Annotated in this window: 15 protein-coding genes; 3 read left to right on the top strand and 12 right to left on the bottom strand. The window is 64.9% G+C overall.

Translation table 11 applies throughout. From position 1 onward, the window contains the following. Window positions 1–121 precede the first annotated feature (121 nt). From IF803_RS17690 to IF803_RS17665, 6 genes are all read right to left on the bottom strand, one after another. Complete coding sequence (locus tag IF803_RS17690; protein WP_038375998.1) at window positions 122–880, bottom strand: phosphorylase; 759 nt, start codon at window positions 878–880, stop codon at window positions 122–124. Beyond that, window positions 877–2,838, bottom strand: a complete 1,962-nt coding sequence (gene shc, locus IF803_RS17685) for a squalene--hopene cyclase (RefSeq protein ID WP_461192941.1) — start codon at window positions 2,836–2,838, stop codon at window positions 877–879. Before shc ends, IF803_RS17690 begins: the two co-directional genes overlap by 4 nt. A 164-nt stretch (window positions 2,839–3,002) precedes the next feature. Beyond that, window positions 3,003–4,253, bottom strand: a complete 1,251-nt coding sequence (gene hpnE, locus IF803_RS17680) for a hydroxysqualene dehydroxylase HpnE (RefSeq protein ID WP_411782454.1) — start codon at window positions 4,251–4,253, stop codon at window positions 3,003–3,005. Next, window positions 4,253–5,089 (bottom strand): presqualene diphosphate synthase HpnD, encoded by an 837-nt coding sequence (gene hpnD, locus IF803_RS17675; RefSeq protein ID WP_461192940.1) that lies wholly within the window; start codon window positions 5,087–5,089, stop codon window positions 4,253–4,255. The genes hpnE and hpnD overlap by 1 nt, the downstream gene beginning before the upstream one ends. After that, window positions 5,086–5,964 (bottom strand): squalene synthase HpnC, encoded by an 879-nt coding sequence (gene hpnC, locus IF803_RS17670; protein ID WP_304499342.1) that lies wholly within the window; start codon window positions 5,962–5,964, stop codon window positions 5,086–5,088. The genes hpnD and hpnC overlap by 4 nt, the downstream gene beginning before the upstream one ends. Before the next feature lie 195 nt (window positions 5,965–6,159). Continuing rightward, window positions 6,160–6,393, bottom strand: coding sequence for a hypothetical protein (locus IF803_RS17665; protein ID WP_028331722.1), 234 nt, complete (start codon window positions 6,391–6,393; stop codon window positions 6,160–6,162). 405 nt (window positions 6,394–6,798) lie between these two features. Between IF803_RS17665 and IF803_RS17660 the strand changes: the two genes are divergently transcribed. Next, window positions 6,799–7,302, top strand: a complete 504-nt coding sequence (locus tag IF803_RS17660; RefSeq protein ID WP_026192497.1) for a hypothetical protein — start codon at window positions 6,799–6,801, stop codon at window positions 7,300–7,302. Window positions 7,303–7,397: 95 nt separating this feature from the next. On the opposite strand, the gene IF803_RS17655 is transcribed toward IF803_RS17660, so the two are convergent. The 4 genes from IF803_RS17655 to IF803_RS17640 all read right to left on the bottom strand — a co-directional run bounded on the left by IF803_RS17655 (window position 7,398) and on the right by IF803_RS17640 (window position 13,877). Continuing rightward, on the bottom strand, window positions 7,398–9,782 hold the full coding sequence (locus tag IF803_RS17655; RefSeq protein WP_461192939.1) for an efflux RND transporter permease subunit: 2,385 nt from the start codon (window positions 9,780–9,782) through the stop codon (window positions 7,398–7,400). A gap of 197 nt (window positions 9,783–9,979) precedes the next feature. After that, window positions 9,980–10,774, bottom strand: a complete 795-nt coding sequence (gene eutC / locus IF803_RS17650) for an ethanolamine ammonia-lyase subunit EutC (protein ID WP_304499340.1) — start codon at window positions 10,772–10,774, stop codon at window positions 9,980–9,982. A gap of 4 nt (window positions 10,775–10,778) precedes the next feature. Continuing rightward, window positions 10,779–12,365, bottom strand: a complete 1,587-nt coding sequence (locus tag IF803_RS17645) for a B12-binding domain-containing radical SAM protein (RefSeq protein ID WP_461192938.1) — start codon at window positions 12,363–12,365, stop codon at window positions 10,779–10,781. A gap of 129 nt (window positions 12,366–12,494) precedes the next feature. Continuing rightward, window positions 12,495–13,877 carry an ethanolamine ammonia-lyase subunit EutB gene (locus tag IF803_RS17640; protein WP_461192937.1) on the bottom strand — a complete coding sequence of 461 codons (1,383 nt, stop codon included), beginning with the start codon at window positions 13,875–13,877 and terminating at the stop codon, window positions 12,495–12,497. Window positions 13,878–14,215: 338 nt separating this feature from the next. On the opposite strand from IF803_RS17640, the gene IF803_RS17635 reads away from it, so the two are divergent. Beyond that, window positions 14,216–15,922, top strand: coding sequence for a methyl-accepting chemotaxis protein (locus tag IF803_RS17635; RefSeq protein WP_461192936.1), 1,707 nt, complete (start codon window positions 14,216–14,218; stop codon window positions 15,920–15,922). A 162-nt stretch (window positions 15,923–16,084) separates the two neighbouring features. Beyond that, window positions 16,085–17,587 (top strand): sensor domain-containing diguanylate cyclase, encoded by a 1,503-nt coding sequence (locus tag IF803_RS17630; protein ID WP_461192935.1) that lies wholly within the window; start codon window positions 16,085–16,087, stop codon window positions 17,585–17,587. A gap of 47 nt (window positions 17,588–17,634) precedes the next feature. Here the strand turns inward: IF803_RS17630 and IF803_RS17625 are convergent, their stop codons facing one another. Together IF803_RS17625 and IF803_RS17620 are read right to left on the bottom strand one after the other, a co-directional pair. After that, window positions 17,635–18,513, bottom strand: coding sequence for a transglutaminase family protein (locus IF803_RS17625; protein WP_461192934.1), 879 nt, complete (start codon window positions 18,511–18,513; stop codon window positions 17,635–17,637). Further along, a complete protein-coding gene (locus tag IF803_RS17620) occupies window positions 18,510–21,053 on the bottom strand; it encodes a circularly permuted type 2 ATP-grasp protein (RefSeq protein WP_461192933.1) in 2,544 nt (847 codons plus the stop codon). The genes IF803_RS17625 and IF803_RS17620 overlap by 4 nt, the downstream gene beginning before the upstream one ends. Window positions 21,054–21,066 lie beyond the last annotated feature (13 nt).

The following is a 21,066-nucleotide window of genomic DNA, read 5'->3' as shown; positions in this document are numbered from 1 at the left end:
AACAGCGTGGCATCAAGCGAAACCTTCGGGCATCAAAGCAAAAGGCCCGATCGCGATGCAACCGGGCCTGTGTGTTGAGCTTGATGCGGCGAGAAACCCGGTCCCGGCCCGGCGCAGCGGATCAGGCCGCCTTCGCCGTGATCAGAACGTCTTCCACCGGCATCAACACCTCGTTGCCGAGCAGGAAGCCGCGGCAGCTGCGCAGCGAGCGCAACGCGCGGTTAAAGTCGATACCGGTCGAGACCAGCGCGCGCAGCGTGCGCGGGTTGCGCGCGATGCCGCGCAGCACCTTGCGCAGGTCGATGTCGCCGTTCGGCTTCACCGCGGATTTCGCAAGTTCCGGTAGCGCTCGGTGCGCGGGATCGCTGATTACGCGCAGCGCGGCGAACGGAATGCCGGCTTTGGCGGCATAGGCCGCCGCGATATGGCTCTCCATGTCGACCGCTGCTGCGCCCGTCATCGAGCGCAGAGCGGCCTTGCAGGCCTTCGCCGCGATCACCTCTTCCACGCCGGCGAGACCGCCGCGGACGATCCTGCGGCGCTTCAGCGCGGCGCTGGCGATCATCTCTTCGTTCAGCGCGGATGCGGCCAGGAAACGGGTATCGCCCGACATCACCTCGGTCGCGACCACGACGTCGCCGGACTTGAGCGACGGGTCGAGCCCGCCGGCCACGCCGAACGAAATCACGCCACGGAAGGTGGTCGGATCCAGCGTCGCCAGCAACTCACGCAGCTGCTGCGGATCGCTCGAACTGCAGATTACGATCATGCCGGGGCCTGCCGCGATGCGGGCCTCCTGCACCAATCCAGTCACAATCAATACCGGCCGAGGATCAATTCTACTGCCCACGGTCTCGGCGGCCCCCGCCTCAACAATCACATCCCGACCCCTACCACCCTGCTATTGGTGCTTCTCAAATTTCGATACCGCGCCAGCGCCCAGAGCGGAAAGAACTTCGAGTAGCCATGATATCGCAAGTAAAATACCCGCGGAAACCCCGTAGCTGTGTATCGCTGCTCGTCCCACAGCCCTTTTTCCGTCTGTGTTGCCTTTAGGTACTCCACCCCACGCGCAACAGCGGGATTTTCGACCTCTCCGGCCGCCATCAATCCAAGCAAAGCCCATGCCGTTTGCGAGGAGGTCGAAGGCGCGACTTCATAACCCTTGTAATCCAGCCGGTAACTGACGGCGTCTTCGCCCCAGCCGCCGTCCTGATTCTGGACTGACGCCAGCCAGTCGACCGCCTTCCGAATCATCGGGTCGTTGCGATCGATCCCTGCGACATTTAGCGCCGAGAGCACCGACCAGGTGCCGTAGATGTAGTTCAGGCCCCAGCGGCCGTACCAGGAGCCCTCGGCAAGCTGGGTGCGGCGCAGATAGGCGACGCCGTCAGCCATCGCCTTGTTGCTCTCGGCGGTCTCGCCGAGCTGGCCCAGCATCGAGATGCAGCGCGCGGTGACATCCTCGGTCGGCGGATCGAGCAATGCGCCGTGATCGGAGAACGGGATGTTGTTGAGGTAATATTCGAGGTTGTTGACGTCGAACGCGGCCCAGCCGCCGTCGCGGCTCTGCAGCCCCTCGATCCACTCGCGGCCGCGCGCGATGGCCTCGTCATATTCCCTGGTTCCGGTGTGGCGCCGCACGCGGTCCATCGCCATCACGACCACCGCGGTGTCGTCGAGATCGGGATAATGGTCGTTGTTGTACTGGAACGCCCAGCCTCCCGGGCGGACGTCCGGCGCCTTGACCGCCCAATCGCCCTTCAGCTCCAGCACCTGGCGCGGCTTCAGCCAGTCGAGGCCCTGCTTGGCCTTGGCCAGGGTGTCGTCGCCGCCCGCCTCCTGCAGCGCATGACTGGCCAGCGCGGTGTCCCACACCGGCGAGACGCAGGGCTGGCAATAGGCCTCGTGTTCGCTAATCACGAGCAGCTTGTCGATGCCGCGGCGCGTGATGGCGCGCGGCGGGAAATTCTCGTCCTTGCCGAGCGCCTCGTACATCATGACGATGTTGGCCATCGGCGGATAAATCGCGCCCATGCCGTCTTCGCCATTCAGCCGCTCTTCGGTGAAGGCGAGCGCGGCATCGATCGCTCGCTGGCGCAGGCTCTTCGGAAACATCGGCTCGATCACCCGCAGCACGGCGTCGAGCGAGCGGAACAGATAGAACCAGCTCGCGCTCTGATGCGGCGCCTTCGGCGCCATGCGGACCGATTTCGGATCCTCCAGGAACAGCTCGTCGATGCCGACGCCTTTCGGATTCTTCGCACGCGGCTTCAGCGCGGCAAGCACCATCAGCGGCACCATGGTGGTGCGCGCCCAGTAGGAGATCTTGTTGATGTGGAACGGCGACCACATCGGCAGCAGCATGATCTCGATCGGCAGCACCGGCGTCGCGCGCCAGGTCACGACGCCATAGAGCGCAAGCAGGAAGCGCGTGAACACGTTGCTGCCCGAAGCACCGCCGCGCGAACGGATCGCCTCGCGCGCCCGCACCATGTGCGGCGCGTCGACGGAATCGCCGATCATCTTCAGCGCGAAGTAGGACTTCACGCTGGCGCTCATGTCGAACGGGCCGTCATGCACCAGCGGCCAGCCGCCATGCGCGCCCTGGACGCGGCGCAGATAGTTGCCGATCTTGGCCTCCAGCCCGGCATCGATCGACTCGGCCAGATAGTGACGCAGCAGGATGTACTCGGCCGGAATGGTGCTGTCGGCCTCGAGCTCGAATATCCAGTGCCCGTCGGACTGGCGGTAGCCGAGCAGCGCTTCGGTTGCCTTGGAGATGCTCTTCTCCAGCGCGACCGGGTCGACTGCAACGCTGTGATCTCTCGCAAGCATTTCGCTCGATATCCTCTTCATCGCGGGCCGGCTGATCGAAAGCCGCGGCCGCTCCAGAGCATGATCCGATTGCTTCGGATCACGTTCTTGTCCTTTTGTTTGGTCGCGTTTTCTTCACGCGAACCGGTAACCACTTCGCTCGAAAACGTGCCAACAGGTCGAATCTAACGCCTGGCCAGAACCAGATCTGCGGCGCGATCACCGGATCGCACCGATCCCTCGATGGTTGCCGGCAACCCGGTAGCAGTCCAGTCGCCGGCAAGGAACAGGTTTTTTTGCGCCGTCGCGGGCCCCGGACGCAGGGCATTCTGTTCCGGCGTTGCCTCAAATGTGGCACGGCGCTCGCGCACGATTTGCCACGGCGGCAGGTCGCCGGAAACCCCCGACGCCTCGCAGATGTCCTGCCAGATCGCCTGGGCAAGCTCCTCGCGCGGCATGTCGACCAGACGGTCGCCGTTGCTGATCGTCACCGACAGCCGTTGCGGGAACGCGAACAGCCACTCCACGAGGCCGCCGACCACGCCGAGAATGGGCGCGGCATCGCGCGGCGGATCGACACGGAAATGCGCGTTCACGATGGCGCGGAATTTGGTCGGGGTTTTCAGGCCGGGCAGCAGGGATGCCGCAGCGCGCGGCGGCACGGCGAGCACGACCGCATCGTCGGCTCCCAGCGCAACCTTGTCGCCATTGCCAAAGTCGAGCTCGCTGATGCGATCACCCGACATGCCGAGCGCACGCAATTCGTGACTGAACTGGACGCTGTGGCCCCCCTCCTGCAGCAGCTTCACGGCCGGCTCGATCAGGACCGAGCTCAGGCCGTCGCGCGCGATCAGCGGGCGGCAGGCCTGCCCGCCCGCGAGCAGCGTCTCGCGCACGATGGCGCCAGCGAGCCCGGCCGAGCCCTCCGGCGGATCGACGTTCAGCGCGGCCAGCAGCAGCGGCTGCACCAGGCGCTCATACAGCGTGCCCTTGCAGGGAATGGTGTTGCCGACCAGCGCTCCGGCGCCGGCCCAGGCCAGCGGCGCCAAGGCGAGATAGTCGCGCAGGCTGGTGTCCGGGACGCGGCGCGCCTCGTCGAACACCCACAGCGGCAGGCGGGAATCGCCGAGGTCGAGCTGCCAGCGCTGGCCGCTGGCAAGATCGACGAACGGAAACTGCGCGCGCGCGGGCCCGACGAGGCCGGCCTCGGTGCCGATCGCGCGCGCATAGCTCAGCGCATGGCGGTTGCCCGACAGCAGCAGATGGTTGCCATTGTCGATGGTGAGATTGGTGGCGGCGTCGAAATAAGAGCGGCAGCGGCCGCCGGCCTGCTGCGTCGCCTCATGGACGAACACCTTGTAGCCGCCATTGGCTAGGCGCACGGCTGCGGAGAGGCCGGAAATGCCGGCACCGATGATATGAACGGTCTTTTGCATCAGATGATCGCGTAACGAAGAAGGATGCCGATCTTGGCGGCCTTGGACACACGTACTGGCGCACGCGGGGCGGTGAAGCCGCGCGCGATCAGGAGATCGAGAATCGCGCGGTAGTATTTCGACATGATCCGCGGCGCGCGCACGGCGCGGCGCGAATTGCGCTTCATGATCTCATCGGATTTCTGGAAATGCATCTTGGCCCGCTCGGCCAGCGGCGCGCACACTTTCGGCAGCGCGCGGTCGGCGGTGACGCGGGCCGGATCGTTATTGGTGATGCCGGCGTGCCAGAGCCACTCGCGCGGCAGATAGAGCCGGCCGAGGCCGGCATCCTCGTCGATGTCGCGCAGGATATTGGTGAGCTGCAGCGCACGGCCGAGGTGGTGCGCGAGCTGGATGCCATCGTCCTCGGGCAGGCCGAATACGCGCACCGACAATCGGCCGACCGCGCTCGCGACGCGATCGCAATACAAATCGAGCGTCGCAAGATCCGGCGCGCGGATATCCTGCGGCACGTCCATTTCCATGCCGTCGACGATCGCAACGAAATCCTCGCGCTTCAGGCCGAAGGTCTTCACCGAGGCGACATAGTCCTTCAGGCGCTCCGGCGGACGTCCCTCATAGAGCGCGTCGATATCGTCGCGCCACTGCTGCAGCGCGGCCAGCCGCTCCGGCCGCGGGCCGTCGGAATCGGCGATGTCGTCGACCTGCCGGCAGAAGCTGTAGATCTGGAACATCGCCTCGCGCTGAGCGTGCGGCAGGATGCGCATCGCGGCATAGAACGAGCTGCCCGACGCGGTGCTTCCGTAATTTGCGTTGGCCGCCGCCTCAGCACTCATGCGCCTGCCGCCGTCTTGGAGACCGTACGCCGTCCAGTCGCACGCTGCGCGGTCTCGCCGGCGACGCCGCCGAGACTCTGCAGCAGCAGTTCAACCTTGCTCAGATGCACGCGCTCGCTGAGCGGATCGCGCACCTTCAGCATGTTGACGATCTTGTCGGCGAACGCCTGGATCACGGAAATCTCGAGCCCCAGCCTGAAATCCTTCACTTCGGCGGCGAGCGACTTGCTCTGGTCGAGCAGCGCTTCGGTGCGCACCGCGAGCGCCTGCAGGCATTCGAGCAGGGCCGGCTGCGACTTCGCCTCGCCGAGCATCTCGACGGTCGCGCCCGCAGCGGCCAGGGCATCGCGCGGCAAGTAGACACGGTTCAGGTTGCGGTAGTCCTTGCCGCAGTCCTGCAGATGGTTGTTGATCTGCAGCCCGGCGCAGAGCGCGTCCGACGCCGCCCAGGTCGAGGTATCCTCGCCGTGCACGTCGAGCATGAACCGCCCGACCGGCATCGCCGAGTATCGGCAATAATCGATTACATCGTCCCAATTCTCGTAACGCAGCTTGGTGACGTCGAGGCGGAACGCCACCAGCACGTCGAGCGCGTGCCGCGGCGGCATGCCGCGCTCGGCGAAGGCGCGGCGCAGATTGACCGCTTCCTTCTGGGTGTCGCCATTGCCAAGCAGCTCGGCCTCCATGAGGTCGAGGTAGCGCAGCTTCTCCTCGGCGGGCAGCGTGGCGTGATCGGCGATATCGTCGGCGGTGCGGACGAAATTATAGAAGGCCAGGATCAGGGCACGATGCCGCGGATGAATGATCCACGACGCGACCGGAAAATTCTCGTCGCGGTGGGTCTTTCCGGATCGCAGGTCGCTCGCGGTGGTCATGGGAAATTTGGGCTACACTGGTCATGGCACGACGCAGGCGCGAAAGGTCAGCGCATGCGGAGGGATTTGCGAGCCCCATATAGGGGAATACGCCACCAAAACCAATGCTGTCTGTGACCGCCAGCATACGAAGCCCGTGGCCGGCACGCATGCCGAGCACGGGCCTTGCGGCGATCCATGGGACCTGAAGCGGCCTTACTGGCCGTGGGTCTTCAGCACCTGGTCGCAGGCGGCGCTGATCTTGCTGCGGTTCTGCTGCAGGCAGGCGAGAATGGTGAAATCGCCCTGATCGATCACGGCGCGGCAGTGACGCTGCACGTCGCGCGTGCAGGCCTTCTGTTCATCGGGTGTCCCGCGCGTCTGCTGGGCGAAGGCGCTGGAGGAGAGCGGGATCGACAACAGGGCAAGAGCCAAGAGAAATTTACGCATCGTATTCCTTCATTTCCGACAGCAGAAAATCTGTTCCCGAAAAGCGCTTCGGCGTGGCCGGGACGGATTTTGGGGATTGCAGACGCCACGTAACGCGGCAACGGATTGACGACAAGCACCGTTAAATGCGGCTAAATTTGCGGCGCTGTAAACCCCTACATAAGTTATTGATTCACAATGACGATTCGTGCCATCACTTTGTCGCGTTCGGCTATTGCGGATAGCAGTTGCGCAAAGCTACATGCCGTCACGAAGCCGACGGTTTCTGATTCTGTTCGATGACAATATGGGCGCCGCGCGCCGCTTCTGTCGTTTGAACCTAACATTCTTCGGTGACACTAAACCTTCGATGCGGCGAGACGCTTTCTTGCGTAGGAAGCGTTGATTTTGATGGGAAAATTCACAATGAAACTGTTTGGTTCCAGCCTTTATGGTCAGGCTCTCAGGGCTGTGGGCGTCGGCGCCGCACTGATGCTCTCTGCCTCCGCCGTCCACGCCCAGGCCAGCGGGCCGTTTGCCGGTTTTGCCGGCTCGTGGACCGGAACGGGCACGGTGGCGCTGTCCAACGGCACGACTGAACGGATTCGTTGCAAGGCGGATTACAAGGTCGCGCCGTCGGGCATGAGCCTGAAACAATCCCTGCATTGCGCCAGCGACAGCTACAAGTTCGACCTTTCCAGCGACGTCACCAGCCAGGGCGACCGGATCTCCGGCAACTGGAGCGAGGCGAGCCGCAACATCTTCGGCAATCTGCAGGGCACCGCAGGCGGCGGGCGGATCGACGTGTTCGTCGAGGCGTCCGGCTTTGCCGCGAACCTGAACCTGCAGACCAACGGCTCCAAGCAGGTCGTGCAGATCGACTCCAAGGGCGAGATCCGCGGCGTCTCGATCACGATGACGAAGAGCTGACGCTCCCGGCCGATTGCGCCCACAAGACACAAAGGCCCGGTTCCGAACGCTTCGGAACCGGGCCTTTTTGCTGCAGCTTTTTGATTGCTCGTCGATCAGGCCTTTTCGATCGGCGCGGGCTGGCCGCCCCTGCCGCGGAGCTTTTGCGACAGGTTGATCAGGAACATCGAGGTCGGCCGCAGGATGAAGAGGTCCGCGACCAGAGCTGCGACCATCGAGAACGCGCTGAGCCAGCCGAACAGGCGCAGCGACGGCAGGTCGGAGAACACGGTGACGACGAGGCCGCAGGCCAGCACCACCGTGGTCAGGATCAGCGCAGGACCGACCAGGACGGTGGCGCGCTCCACCGCAAGTTCCGGCGTGACACCCGGCTTGGTCTCGAGCCGCAGGCGATTGAGGAAGTGGATGGTGGCGCTGAGGCCGAGGCCGAACGACACCGTCAATGCCACGACGCTGGCGAATTGCAGCCCCTCCCCGAGCAGCCACAGCACGGTGCCCGACAGCACCACCGGGAAGATGCCGGGCAGGATGCAGGAGAACATCACCACGATCGAGCGGAATGCGAGCCCGATGAAGATCGCGACCAGCAGGAATTCGATGGTGAGGCCGTGGTTGAGCTTCTCGATCATGCTGGCGCTGTTGCGTGCGGCAATCACCGACAGACCCGTGACCGCGATCTCGTAGCCGGGATGCTCGGCGCGCACCTTGTCTAGCGAATGATCGAGTTTGTTCACCACCGGAAGCAACTGGCTCGAGTCCACATCCGGGACGCGGCCCGACACCACGACAGCATCCTGATTCTTGTCGATGAACCGGCGCACCAAGTGTTCGGGGATGAGGTCGACATATTCCTTCAGCGTCGCGACATCATTGCTGCCGGCCTTTTCGGCGAGCCAGCGCCGCAAGGTCTCCAGCGACCAGACGTTGCCGACGCCGGCAGAGTCCTCGACCATCGCATGGACATCGGCAATCGTCTTCAAGGTCTCCGGCGAGTATAGCGATTGCCCCTTGGGGAATTCGATCAGCACATCGACCGGATTGGCGCCGGTCAACTTGGCGTCGAGCCGGCTCGACGCCGCCACCGCCTGCCGCTTGTCCGGCACCTGATCGGCGAGCCGGTAGCGCGGCTCGAGATTGGCGTAGATGATGCCGAGGCCGCCGACCACGATCAGCGCCAGCAGGCTGAACAACCCGGGACGGCCGACCATGCGCACCGCGATCCAGTAGCAGAAATTGCGCAGCGCCTGCACGCCGGCATCCGCGCTCTGGAACTTGACCGCAAAGATCTTCTCGTTGCGCACGAACAGGACGCCGAACACCGGCACCAGCGACAGCACCGCGATCAGCGCGATGATGGTCGCCGCAAGCCCGGCCTCGCCGAACTTGCGGATCAAGTCGGAATCCGAAAACTGCAGCGCGATGAAGGAAATTCCGGCCGTGCCGTGCGTCAGCACGCAGGCCGGTCCGACCACCAGCACCGCATTCTTGAACGCGGTGAACTTGTCCTGCCCCGCGATCAGCCGGTCGCGCGCCGCGAATGTCAGCTGCATCGAGTCGGAGAAGCTGATCACCATGATGAGCGGCGTCATCACGTTGAGGAACATGTTGAGATTGAAATTGGCCCAGCCGAGGCCGCCGAGCGCGAGCAGGATCGCGATCATCGGCGGGAACGCCGCCGCCACCATGAAGGATATCTTGCGGAAGAAGATGATGGCGATGATGCAGCCGGCGAGGATGCCGAGGATGTTGTAGGTCAGGCCGTCGCGCTCGACCGCATTGCGGATCTCGAGTTGCATCACCGGCACGCCGGACAGCTGCGCGTTGAGCCCGCTGCCGCCGAGATCGTCGGCCATGATCTTCCTGATGTCGCCGACCACCTTGCTGAGCTTGTTGCTGCCGACCACCTCGGGCTCGAGCGACAGCACGATCAGCGCGAGCGTGCCGTCCTCCGACAGCAGCTTGCCGCGGATGATCTCGTTGCTTTTGACCGTCTCGACGAATTTGTCATAGGCCGCGCCCTCGGGCAGATCGTTCGGGAACAACGCCGCCGGCAGCTTGCCTCGCTCCGGCGCCTGGCGCGCGGAGAACAGCGACACCAGGCCGCGCACGCCCTCGACGAGTTGCAGATCCGTGACCATGTCACGCAGCTTGCCGAGATTCTCGCGCTCGAGCAGCGTCTTGCCTTCGACCACGACGAGCACGTCGAACTCGGTCGCCGGGAAGCGCTTGGTCACCGCCTCATATTGCTTGTAGTCCTTGGAGTCGGAGCGGAACAGCTGCGACAGCGAGTCGTCGATCTTGATCCGGTGCACGCCGAACACGGCGCCGATCAGCAACAGAACGAGGACGATGCAGGACAGGATCGGCGCCCGCATCGGGATCAGCCCGAGACGCTCGATCCCGAACGCGATGCTGAGGCCCGACCGCGGCTCTTCGATCTTCTCGACGTGGACCTGACTTTCGGAATTCTTTTCGAGCATGCCCTGTCCAGTTCTGAAAACGGCTCAATCTGTCTAGCTTGGGTCTAGGGGCGCGAATGAGGCGGGTGAGCGCAACTGATCGGCGCTAGTCCTTGAAAACACGCGAATATTGACCGGCGCCGGTTTTACCTGCCCGCCCCTTTGCTCGCAAGCGCGAGGGGCTGACCAAATCGGCAGGGAACCGCCGATCACCGCCATTAAGTATCTGATTTGTCACACCCCGGTAGCGCATTCCTCGACGATCCACCGCCGCTTTCATCTTTCAACGCGACCCCTGTGATCTGGCGTGCCAGGCCCTCGCGCACAAGCCACGAAATCCTGAAAGCGGCTTCCGCATAGCTCAGCCCGGCATGGTGGATGTTGGAGATGCAGTTGCGGTCGGCGTCGGTGAGGCCGATTCGCGGCGCGAAGGTGAGATAGGCGCCAAGGCTGTCGGGTGCGGACAGCCCGGGCCGTTCGCCGATCAGCATCACCAGCATGCGCGCGCCGATGATGGCGCCGATCTCGTCACCGAGCGCGACCCGCGCGCCGGACGCTGCGATCACCGCGCCGACGTCGATGTTGTCGGCCGCAAGCCGCGGCACGAGATGCCGGATCAGTTCGACGGCATGCACGTTGACCGCCGTCGGCGACAGGCCGTCACCGATCACGACGGCGCAGGGGCATGCGGTGATGCCGCTGCTCTCGAGCGACCGCCGCGACGCAGAATCCAGCATGCGCCCGAGATCGGGCCGCCGCAGGTAGTCGGGCCGGCTGTGCGCCTGGCTCGACACCTCAAGCGGGGTGATGCCGAGGCCGGCAAGACCGGCCGCAATCCCGCTGACGTCGAAGGCGGCGTGGACGGCGTCGCGGGCGCGGGCATGGTCGAGCGTGAAGGAGAGCAGCGCATTGGTCGGCAGGCTGGCCCCGGACCGGCCAAGACCGACGCGCGCCGGCGTGAGCTCGCGCAGATCGGCAAGCGAAGGGGACAAGGGCACCGGCGGTGTCGTCATGCTGTTATTCGGCGGGGACGGAAGCCTCGCGCAGCCGGATCGAGTAGTTCGAGGCGTTCTGCCGGCCGCTGGAGGCTGCACGCGCAAAGGTGATCAGGTGATGCGCAACCAGCGTCGCCGAGATCAACCCCTCGATGTCGCCGCGCTTGAGCCGGCCGAGCGCAAACTTCCAGAACACGCGCTTGTAGTCGCCGAGCACGCCGACCTTCCAGAAGATGTTGCGGAGCATGATCAGGCCGCGCCGGATGTTGGCCCAGCTCTTCATTTCCGGGCTGACCGGCACCTTGATGCGATTGGCATAGGTGTAATTGCATTGATGCAAATAGCGCGCGAACAGCTTCTTCGGCTCGTAGGCAACTTCCATGCATTTGCGCCAGGAACTGACCACGTCCTCATAGGGCAGCAGGAACTCGACATTGGAGTCGCGGCCCTCGTCGTCGATCAGACGCCCGGCTTTTTCGAGCCGATCCCACAATGGCGTCTTCGGCAGCGCCTGCAGCAGGTTAATGGTGAGCAGCGGAATCCGCGACTCCTCGACGAAGGAAAGCAACGCATCGCCGGTCTGGGGCTTGTCGGTATCGAGCCCCATGATGATGCCGGAGACGACCTCCATGCCGAACGAGTTGATGGTGCGCACACCCTCGAGGATCGGAACCATCATGTTCTGATCCTTGTGCATGGCCTTAAGCGCGTCGGGATCGGGCGTCTCGATGCCGACGAAGATCGTTACGAAATAGGCTTCGCGCATCTTCTCCAGGATCTCGGGGCGCTTGGCGATGTTGAGCGTCGCCTCGCAGGCGAGGCGCGTGACATATCCGGTGCGCTTCTGCCACTCGATCAGGTGCGGCAACAGCTCGCTCGCCGCCTTGCGGTTGCCGATGAAATTGTCGTCGACGAAATACACGGTGTCGGTGGCACCACACGCGCGCAGCTTGTCGAGCTCGGCGATGATCTGCTGCGGCGACTTCAGGCGCGGATTGCGGCCATAGAGCCCGGGGATGTCGCAGAACTCGCACTGATAGGGGCAGCCCGAGGAGAACTGGATGCTGCCGAGGAAATACTTCTTGGTTTCGGCGAGCTCATAGGCCGGCAGCGGGAAATCCGTCATCGGCAGACGGTCGATGGTTTTAAGCACCACCTGCTCGTCGGGACGGCTGGTATCATCAGCCAGACGCTTGATCAGCTCATTGGTCGCATCGCCGAGCTCGCCGACGTGGAGGTAGTCGAATGAGGGATAGTAGTCCGGGCAAGCACTGACCGACGGGCCGCCGATCGCGACCACCAGGTCATGGTCATGCGCGCGATGGCAGATGTCGTTCATCTGCTGGCGCTGGATGTGCATACCGCTGACGAACACGGCATCCGCCCACTCGAAATCCTCCGCCGTCGCCGGACGCAGGTTCTCGTCGACGAAACGGACCGGCCAGTTCTCGGGAAGGTATGCGGCGATCAGCAGCAGGCCCTGCGGCGGCATGAACGCCTTGACGCCGTCAGTGAGGGGGTAGGCGTGCTCGAAGGTCCCAAACGACGACGTATAGCGCGGAAAAACGCAGAGGATACGTCGTACTGTCTCTATGCCCTCAGCTCTCATCAAACGACCCCGAAGCACCGGCAAATCTAACCACGGCGCGGAACGCTGGGCCAGAAATTCTTCAACATTGTGGCACTACTTAACGTCATAACGACGAGATAGTTGCTCTGCAGAATTTCGCTATCCCCCTCAGGTCAGGAGCCTGGCAGCGAGGTCGGGCAACCGCTCCGCATCGGCCACGAGGCGGAAGTCCTGCCCGGCAAGGCCGACGCGCGCGAGCCAGTCGTCGAATTCGGGGGCCCGCTTCAGGCCGAACAGGTCGCGGACATAGAGCGCATCGTGAAACGATGTCGACTGATAGTTCAGCATGACGTCATCCGCGCCCGGCACGCCCATGATGAAGTTCACGCCGGCCGCCGCAAGCAGCGTCAGGAGATTGTCCATGTCGTCCTGATCCGCCTCGGCGTGGTTGGTGTAGCAGACGTCGATCCCGAGCGGCAGGCCGAGCAGCTTGCCGCAGAAATGATCCTCGAGCCCAGCGCGGATGATTTCCTTGCCGTCATAGAGGTACTCAGGACCGATGAAGCCGACCACGCTGTTGACGAGCAGCGGATCGAACGCGCGCGCCACCGCATAGGCCCGCGCCTCGCACGTCTGCTGGTCGACCTGGTGATGGGCATTGGCGGACAGCGCCGAGCCCTGCCCGGTCTCGAAATACATCACATTGTCACCGACCGTGCCGCGGCGCAGCGACAGCCCGGCTTCCCGGGCCTCCCGCAGCAGCGAGAGGTCGACGCCGAAACTGCGATTGGCCGCCTCGGTGCCAGCGATCGACTGGAACACGAGATCGACCGGCAGCCCCTGCCCGATCAATCCGAGCGTGGTCGTGACATGGGTCAGCACGCAACCCTGCGTCGGAATCTCGAATCGCGTGATGATGTCGTCCAGCAGCCGCAGCAGCGTGCCAATGACGTTCGGGTCGTCGCTCGCCGGATTGATGCCGATGCAGGCATCGCCCGCTCCCAGCAGCAGCCCGTCGAGAATCGAGGCGGTGATGCCCTTGGGATCGTCGAAAGGATGGTTCGGCTGCAGCCGCGTGCTCATTCGCCCGCGCAAACCGATGGTGTTGCGGAAGCGGGTCGTCACCTCGCATTTCTTCGCGACCAGGATCAGATCCTGGTTGCGCATCAGCTTCGACACCGCCGCAACCATCTCTGGCGTGATGCCGCGCGAGATCTTCTTGATCGCATCCCCGCTGGCGGCATCCGACAGCAGCCAGTCGCGGAATCCGCCGACGGTGAGCGACGACACCGGCAGAAAGCCGGCAACGTCGTGGCTGTCGAGGATCAGGCGGGTGACTTCGTCAGCCTCATAGGGGATTAGCGGCTCATCGAGGAATTGCTTGAGCGGAACATTGGCCAGCGCAAGCCGCGCTGCGATCATCTCCTCCGCGCTGTCGGCGGCGATGCCGGCCAGGCGGTCGCCTGAACGCGGCGGCGAGGCCCTGGCAAGCAGGATGCGCAGATCGTCGAATGCGTAATTGGTGGCGTCGATGGTGTGACGATAGAGCATGGGGGGTTCGTCGCGGGCTGGGGCAGCGCAATCTAGCACCTCTTTGCGAAAGGCGTGCCATCGGCTTCGCCCCGCGTGCTGGCGCCTTTGCCGGTAACGGCGGCGCACCCTTGGCACGACCGCAAGCCGCGAGCACCCGGCAGACTCAAAGCGGTCCATAAGGCATTGGGATTATTTACAGATTTTAACGGTTGCGGCTGCACAAATCTCGCGCGTTAAGAAATTGTCCATGAAAATTTTGCATAAGCTTTAATCGGCCGAAGGTACTCCCCGGCCTCTTGGAGTGCCCCGCAATGCCCGCCCCCGTCACATCCCCCATCTCCATGTCCCGGCCTCCAATGGCGTCCCGATTCTCGCTTGCTGCCAGGCTGTACTCGACGTTTGCGCTGATTGCGGCGCTGACCGCGGCCATCACCTTCCTGTCCGAATACAATGCGCGGCGCAATGCCGAGCTGACCGAGGCCGTCGACCTCGCAAGCCGTGCCGCACTCAATGTCGAGCGGGTCAATTCACTGGTCTACGCCGTGGTGATGGAATCCCGCGGCATCTACATGTCGACCGATCCGGCAGCGGTGAAGAAATACGGCGACGGGCTGCTGGCGTTCAACGAACGCATTCTCGGCGTGGTCAAGAACTGGGAAACGCTGGTGCAGGCCGACGACGCCGCCCAGTTCGCGGTGTTCAAGAAGCGCATCGAGCAGTTCATCGATTTCCGCAAAGAGTTGGTACGCCGCGGCATCGAGATCGGCGCCGCAGCCGGGCGGGAGTGGGGCGACAACGACGCCAACCGCAACGTGCGCACCGCGTTGAACAAGGATCTCGAGGCGCTCTCCAAGGTCTATGCCGAGCGCAGCAAGAAGCTGGCGCGGGAGACCGACACCAACCGCACGATGGCACTGGTGCTGACCGGCCTCGGCGCCGCGGCCCTGATTGTGGTGGTACTCGGCGTGCTGATCATCGCCCGCTCGGTGGCCCGGCCGCTGTCGCAGATCACCACGACGATCAAGCGCGTCGCCGAGGGCACCGACCATGTCGAAGTACCGCATGTCGGGCGCAGCGACGAGATCGGCGCACTGGCACGCGCCATCAAGGTCTTCCAGGACGCGATGGACCGCAATCGCAGCCTGAACGCGCAGGTCGTACAGGAGTCCGAGGCGCGCGACGCGCGCGGCCGGCATATCGAGACCTTCGTCGAAGCGTTCCGTGGCACGATCGGCGAGGTGCTCCGCGCGGTGCATGACAACGCTGCGACGATGCGCCAAACCGCGCAGACCATCGCAACCGTCGCGTCGGACGCCAGCGGCCGCGCGGTGGCGGCGGCAGGCGCAACCGAACAGGCCTCGAGCAACGTCTCCGCGGTGGCGGGCGCAGCCGAAGAACTCTCCGCCTCGGTCGAGGAGATCGGCCGCCAGGTCAAGCAGTCGTCCGGCGCCGTCGATCAGGCCGGTGTACGCACCGACCGCTCGATCACCGAGATCGAGGGCCTCGCCGCCACCACCCAGCGCATCGACGGGGTGCTGAGCCTGATCCAGGCGATCGCCGAGCAGACCAACCTGCTCGCCCTCAACGCCACCATCGAAGCCGCCCGCGCCGGCGATGCTGGTCGTGGCTTCGCCGTCGTCGCGCACGAGGTCAAGGCGCTGGCCGGCCAGACCGCGAAGGCAACCGCCGAGATCAGCGAGAATGTGGGCCTGATCCAGGCCTCGACCCGCAACTCGGTGGCCGCCGTGCGCGAGATCGGCCAGGCGGTACGCGAGATCAGCAACGTCACCGCGAACATCGCGAGCGCGATCGGCCAGCAGGACGCGGCGACGCGCGAAATCTCCGCCAATGCACAGATGGCCGCCCAGGGCAACGAGACCCTGGTTACCAATGTCGGCTCGCTCCGCGACGATATGGACCAGACCAGCAAGGCGGCGGAATCGGTGCTCGCGGCCTCAAACGATCTGACCGCAACGGCCGAGACGCTGTCGCGCGAGGTCGAGCAGTTCTTCCGCAACCTGCGCAGCGACGCGGCCGACGGCCTGCAGCGGACCGGAACCTGAGCCGATCCCGCGATGTTGCGAGGCCCTACGACAGGGCCCCGGCAATCTGGATGGTTAAGACTCTCCCAACGCACGGACGCAAATTGCGTCCGCTTCAGGTCGCATTTCTCAATTTGATGCCTCCATAGAAAGCGTCACTGCGCGGGAAAGTGGAAGTGAGCAATGAACGGGCTTTTGCCAAAGCCGAAGGCGGTGCCGACCAAACGGCTCCTTGCGCTCGGGATCGGCCTCGTTCTCTGCTTTTCGGCGATCTGCGCATCCATTCTCTGGGAGATGGCGGGCAAGGACTATCGGCATGCGAAGGAAGGCGCGACCAACCTCGTCGCCTCCATCGCCAGCGAGATCGACCGCAACATCGACCTCTACGACCTCTCGCTCCAGGCGGTCGCCGACGGCGTCAAGCTGCCGGAGCTCGGCAAGATCAGCCCGGAGCTTCGCCAGGTCGTGCTGTTCGACCGCGCCGCCACAGCCAAGGATCTCGGCTCGATCCTCGTGCTGAATGCGGCGGGGGACGTCACGCTCGATTCCAGGACGTTGACGCCGCGGGCCGCAAATTTCGCCGATCGAGACTTCTTCCGGGCGCATCAGACGCGAGCGGACAGCGGCCTGTTCATCAGTGCTCCGTGGATTACTTCTGATGGCGAATATCTGATCAGCCTCAGCCGCCGCATCAACAATGACGACGGCTCCTTTGCCGGCGTGGTCGCGGGCAGCATGCGGCTCAGCTATTTCCACAATCTGTTTCGCAAGCTGAACTTCGGCTTCGGCGACAGCATGGCGCTGTTCAACAGCGATGGCGTCATACTGATGCGCGCCCCGTTCGACATCAGCAAGATCGGGCAAAGCATCAAGGACTCTCTGGTCTTCAAGCAGTTTCCGGCACGACAATCCGGCTCCTACATCACGAAATCGATCGTCGATCATGTCAGCCGGCTCTATGTTTTCCAGGCGGTCGGCCACAATCGCCTGCTCATCGCCGAGGGTCTCGCGCTCGACGGCATCTATGCCGACTGGTGGCAGCAGCTCTGGCTGATCGGCAGCGTGGTTGCAGCGCTCTGTGGCTTCTCGATCGTCCTGATGTTCTACCTGGTGGCCGCCCTCAAACGGCGGGCCGCCGCGGAAGACCGGCTCGCGCACCTCGCGAGCACGGATGCACTGACAGGCCTCGCCAACCGCCGCCGCCTCGACGATACCCTTGACGTCGAATGGCGCCGTGGCATGCGCGCAAAGGCGCCGGTCTCGCTTCTGATGATCGACGTCGATCATTTCAAGATCTACAACGACACCTACGGGCATCAGGCCGGCGACGCCGTGCTCACCACCGTGGGACGGTGCATCGCAAGCAGCGCCAAGCGTGCAACCGATCTCGGCGCCCGCTATGGCGGCGAGGAGTTTTCAGTGTTGCTGCCAGGCATCGGCAAGACGGGCGCCCTGGAAATTGCCGAACGGATTCGTGCCAAGCTGGCGGCTGCGCGGGAATCCGAGCCTGAGTTGCCGACCGTCAGCATCGGATTGTCGTGCCTCGTCCCGGACCACGAGCGCACGTCGCGCGATCTGCTCAAGGCCGCAGACCTCGCGCTCTATCAAGCCAAGCGTGAAGGCCGCGACCGCGTCATCGTCAGCCCGATCGGGTGGGACAAATCGGGCAAGCGGCACGTCGCCTGATCGCGATCGCATTGGCGCGGTCGAGCGCGCCGCGCGCCCATCCCGGCTCACTCCACCGGCAGCACGTCGACCGCAACGGCGAGCTTTTGCTTGCGCGCGCCGACGATGACGCCGTCGACCGGCGAGACGTCGGCAAAGTCGCGGCCGATGGCGAGAATGATGTGGTCGCTCCCGACCATCAGATCGTTGGTCGGGTCGAACCCGACCCAGCCAAGCGCGCTGCCGCACCAGACCGAGACCCAGGCATGGGTGGCGTCCGCGCCCTGCAGCCGCGGCTGGCCCGGCGGCGGAATGGTGCGCAAATAGCCGCTGACATAGGCCGCGGGCAGGCCGAGGCCACGCAGCCCTGCGATCATCACATGGGCAAAGTCCTGGCACACGCCGTGGCGCTTCTCGAACACGTCGCGAAGCGGCGTTGAGATCACGGTCGCCTTGGGATCGTATTTGAAGTCGTTGCGGATGCGGCGCATCAGGTCGGCCGCACAGGCAAGGATGCCGCCACCAGGCAAAAAGCTCGCAGAGGCGTAGGCCGTCACGGGCCGCAGCACCGGCACCAGCGCGCTGGCAAAGACGTAGCCGACCGGCGAGGCCGCATCGAGGCTCAACGCCTCGAACGCGTTGTCACGCACGTCCTCCCAGGGCGGGCTGGCGGCGTCGCGCGCCGGCGGCTGCCGCGCCACCGAGACCCGCGAGCGGGCATCGATGCGCAGACTGCGATGCGCGGTCTCGATCAGGACGCTTTCCGTGAGCGTGCCGAAGAAGTCGCGCCTTGTGGTGCGCTCCGCCGGCCTCGGACGGATCTCGACCGAATGCGAAATCAACTGCTGCCCGTCGCCGCTGATCGGCTCCAGCCGCAGCGAACACCGCGCGAAACTGACCTGGGTCTCGTAGCTGTAGGTCGTGACGTGACGGATGTCGTAGATCACGCCAACCCCGTGAGCTTCTCCGGCCGGCTGGCATTCGGTCCGTGCGGGAAGTAATGCAGCCCGATCGAGTCGGCGAGGTTGAGCAGATCCTGCTCCAGCGCGAACAGCGTCTTGACGTCGAGGCTCGAGGCTTCAGCCGTTGTGAGCATCGCCTCGACCGCGACGGCGAGCCGCTGCGGCCGCTCGATCAGGCCATGCTCCTTCAGGCTCGGCAGCGCGGCGATATGCTCGTTCAGCGCCGCGACCTGGAATGCGACCGAGCGCGGATTGTAGGGGTCGAGCACCGCCAGATCGCGCACCGGTGCGAGCAGCGGCTGCACCAGATAGCGCGAGCGATAGGTGATCTGGCAGTCGACCAGCGTGAGCAGAACGTCGAGATCCTCGTCGCCGGCTTCGTCATAGGCGAACTGACGGGCAAAGCGCGTGGTGTTGACGGCGCGCTCGGCGCGGCGGCCCATCTCGAGGAAACGCCAGCCGGCGGCGCGGTTCATGTTTTCCTGTGCAAGGCCGGCGAAGCTTGCGAGCTCCTGCAGGGTCAGCTCCGCGGCGCTGACGACGCCGTCATCGTCATGAACCTCGATGGCGAGCCGATCAGCCATCTCGGTGATGACCTGCCAGGCGTCCGGCGACAGCCGCTCGCGGAGCGAAGTCGCCGTGCGCTGCGCCGATCGCACCAGCGACAGCGCCGAGCCGAATTTCTCCTCGCTCTGCAGCGCTTCGAGCGCGACCCTGGCGAGATTGGCGCGCGCGGTCTGCGAGGCCGCGCCCCAGGCGACCAGCATGCGCTGGATGCGCTCGGCCGAATGCATCGCCGGCGCCGCGCCGTTCGAATTCGCGCGCGCGGGATCGCGCAGCGGCGTGCACAGGGCGCGGATCAGCCGGATGGTGGCCTCGGCGCGCTCCAGATAGCGGCCGAGCCAGAACAGATTGTCGGCGGCACGGCTCGGCAGCACGCCCGCAATGCGGCGGATGCGGACGGTGTCGCCCGCCGGCAGCAAGGTCGAGGTCGCAACGGCCCTGTCGGAGACCACCCAGACGTCGGCGGACACCGCGCCATCGCCCATCGACACCGCGCGCGCATCGGCCCGATCGGCAATCCGGCAGAAGCCGCCGGGCAGCACGGTCCAGCCGTTCGGCGTCGCCGCCGCAAACACCCGCAACACGAATGGACGCGGCGCGATGCGGCCGTTCTCCCATACCGGCGTGGTCGACAGCCGCACCAGCTCCTGACCGACATAATCGATGCCGCGATGGCTGATCGCATCCTTCAGGCGGTCGCGATCCGCGGCCGACAATTCGCCCGGCAGCACCGGTCCGTTGCCGGGAAAATCCGCGACGCCGCGGCCATAGGCGCCTTCGATCGCGAACTCGTCGAGCCGCGACAGCACATGCTCGCGCGCGGATTTCTGGCCGCACCACCAGGTCGCGATGTGCGGCATCATCAGGTCTTCAGAGAGCAGGCGCCGGCAGAGATTGGGCAGGAAGCCGAGCAGTGCCCTCGCCTCCATCACGCCGGAGCCCGGCATGTTTGCGACCACGACGCCGCCCTTGCGCAGCACCTCGACGAGCCCGGGCACGCCGAGATAGGAGGACGCGTCGAGCTCGAGCGGATCGAGCATGTTGGAATCGACCCGGCGCAACAGAACGTCGAGCCGCTTTAATCCGGCAACGGTGCGGATGTGGATGCGGTCGCCGGAGACCGCGAGATCGTCGCCCTCGACCAGCAGAAAACCGAGATAGCGCGCCAGCGTAGCGTGCTCGAAGTAGGTCTCGCTGAACGCGCCGGGCGTCAGCAGGCCGATCCGCGGCTCGTCGCGGTCAGCGCTGGCGCGCAGTGAATCGCGGAACGCCTCGAAGAACGGCGCGACCCGCTCGACATTCATCGACTTGTAGAGATTGGAAAAGGCGCGCGACAGCACCAGGCGGTTTTCCAGCGCATAGCCCGCGCCCGACGGCGCCTGCGTGCGATCGCCGAGCACCCACCAGCGGCCGTCGGGCCCGCGGCCGATGTCGGCGGCGTAGAGATGCAGATAGCGGCCCCCCGGCGGCTTGATGCCACTGACCGCGCGCAGATACTCGCTGCTGCCGGCAATCGCCGCCGCGGGGATGGCGCCGTCGGCAACAAGGCGGCCCTCGCCGTAGAGATCGGCCAGCACCATCTCCAGAAGCTGCGCGCGTTGCGCGACACCGGCGGCGAGCTGGCGCCAGTCCGCCGCATCGATGATCAGCGGCAGATGGCTGAGCGGCCATATCCGGTCGGAAGTGTCGCCCGGCGCGCGATAGGTGACGCCGGCCTCATGCAGATGGCGGTCGGCGGAGGCGAAGCGGCGCTCAATATCGGCCGGCGACAGCGCGGCAAAGGCGTCGAAGAAGCGCGCCCAGGCCGGCCGCGGCGCGCTGTTGTCGGCAATATACTCGTCGGGAATGCCGGGCAGCCGGACATAGTCGCGGGTCCACTGCGCCATCCGGCGCTGACCGGGACGGGCCCTGCTCTCCTGACTGCTGCCTTGACTATTGCCTTGGCCACCCGATGCGGTCATTCCACTTCCCCTT

The organism is Bradyrhizobium sp. UFLA06-06 (assembly GCF_054820065.1).
The sequence above is the reverse complement of the archived record's forward strand: the minus strand, read 5'-3'. Positions and strand labels throughout refer to the sequence as shown.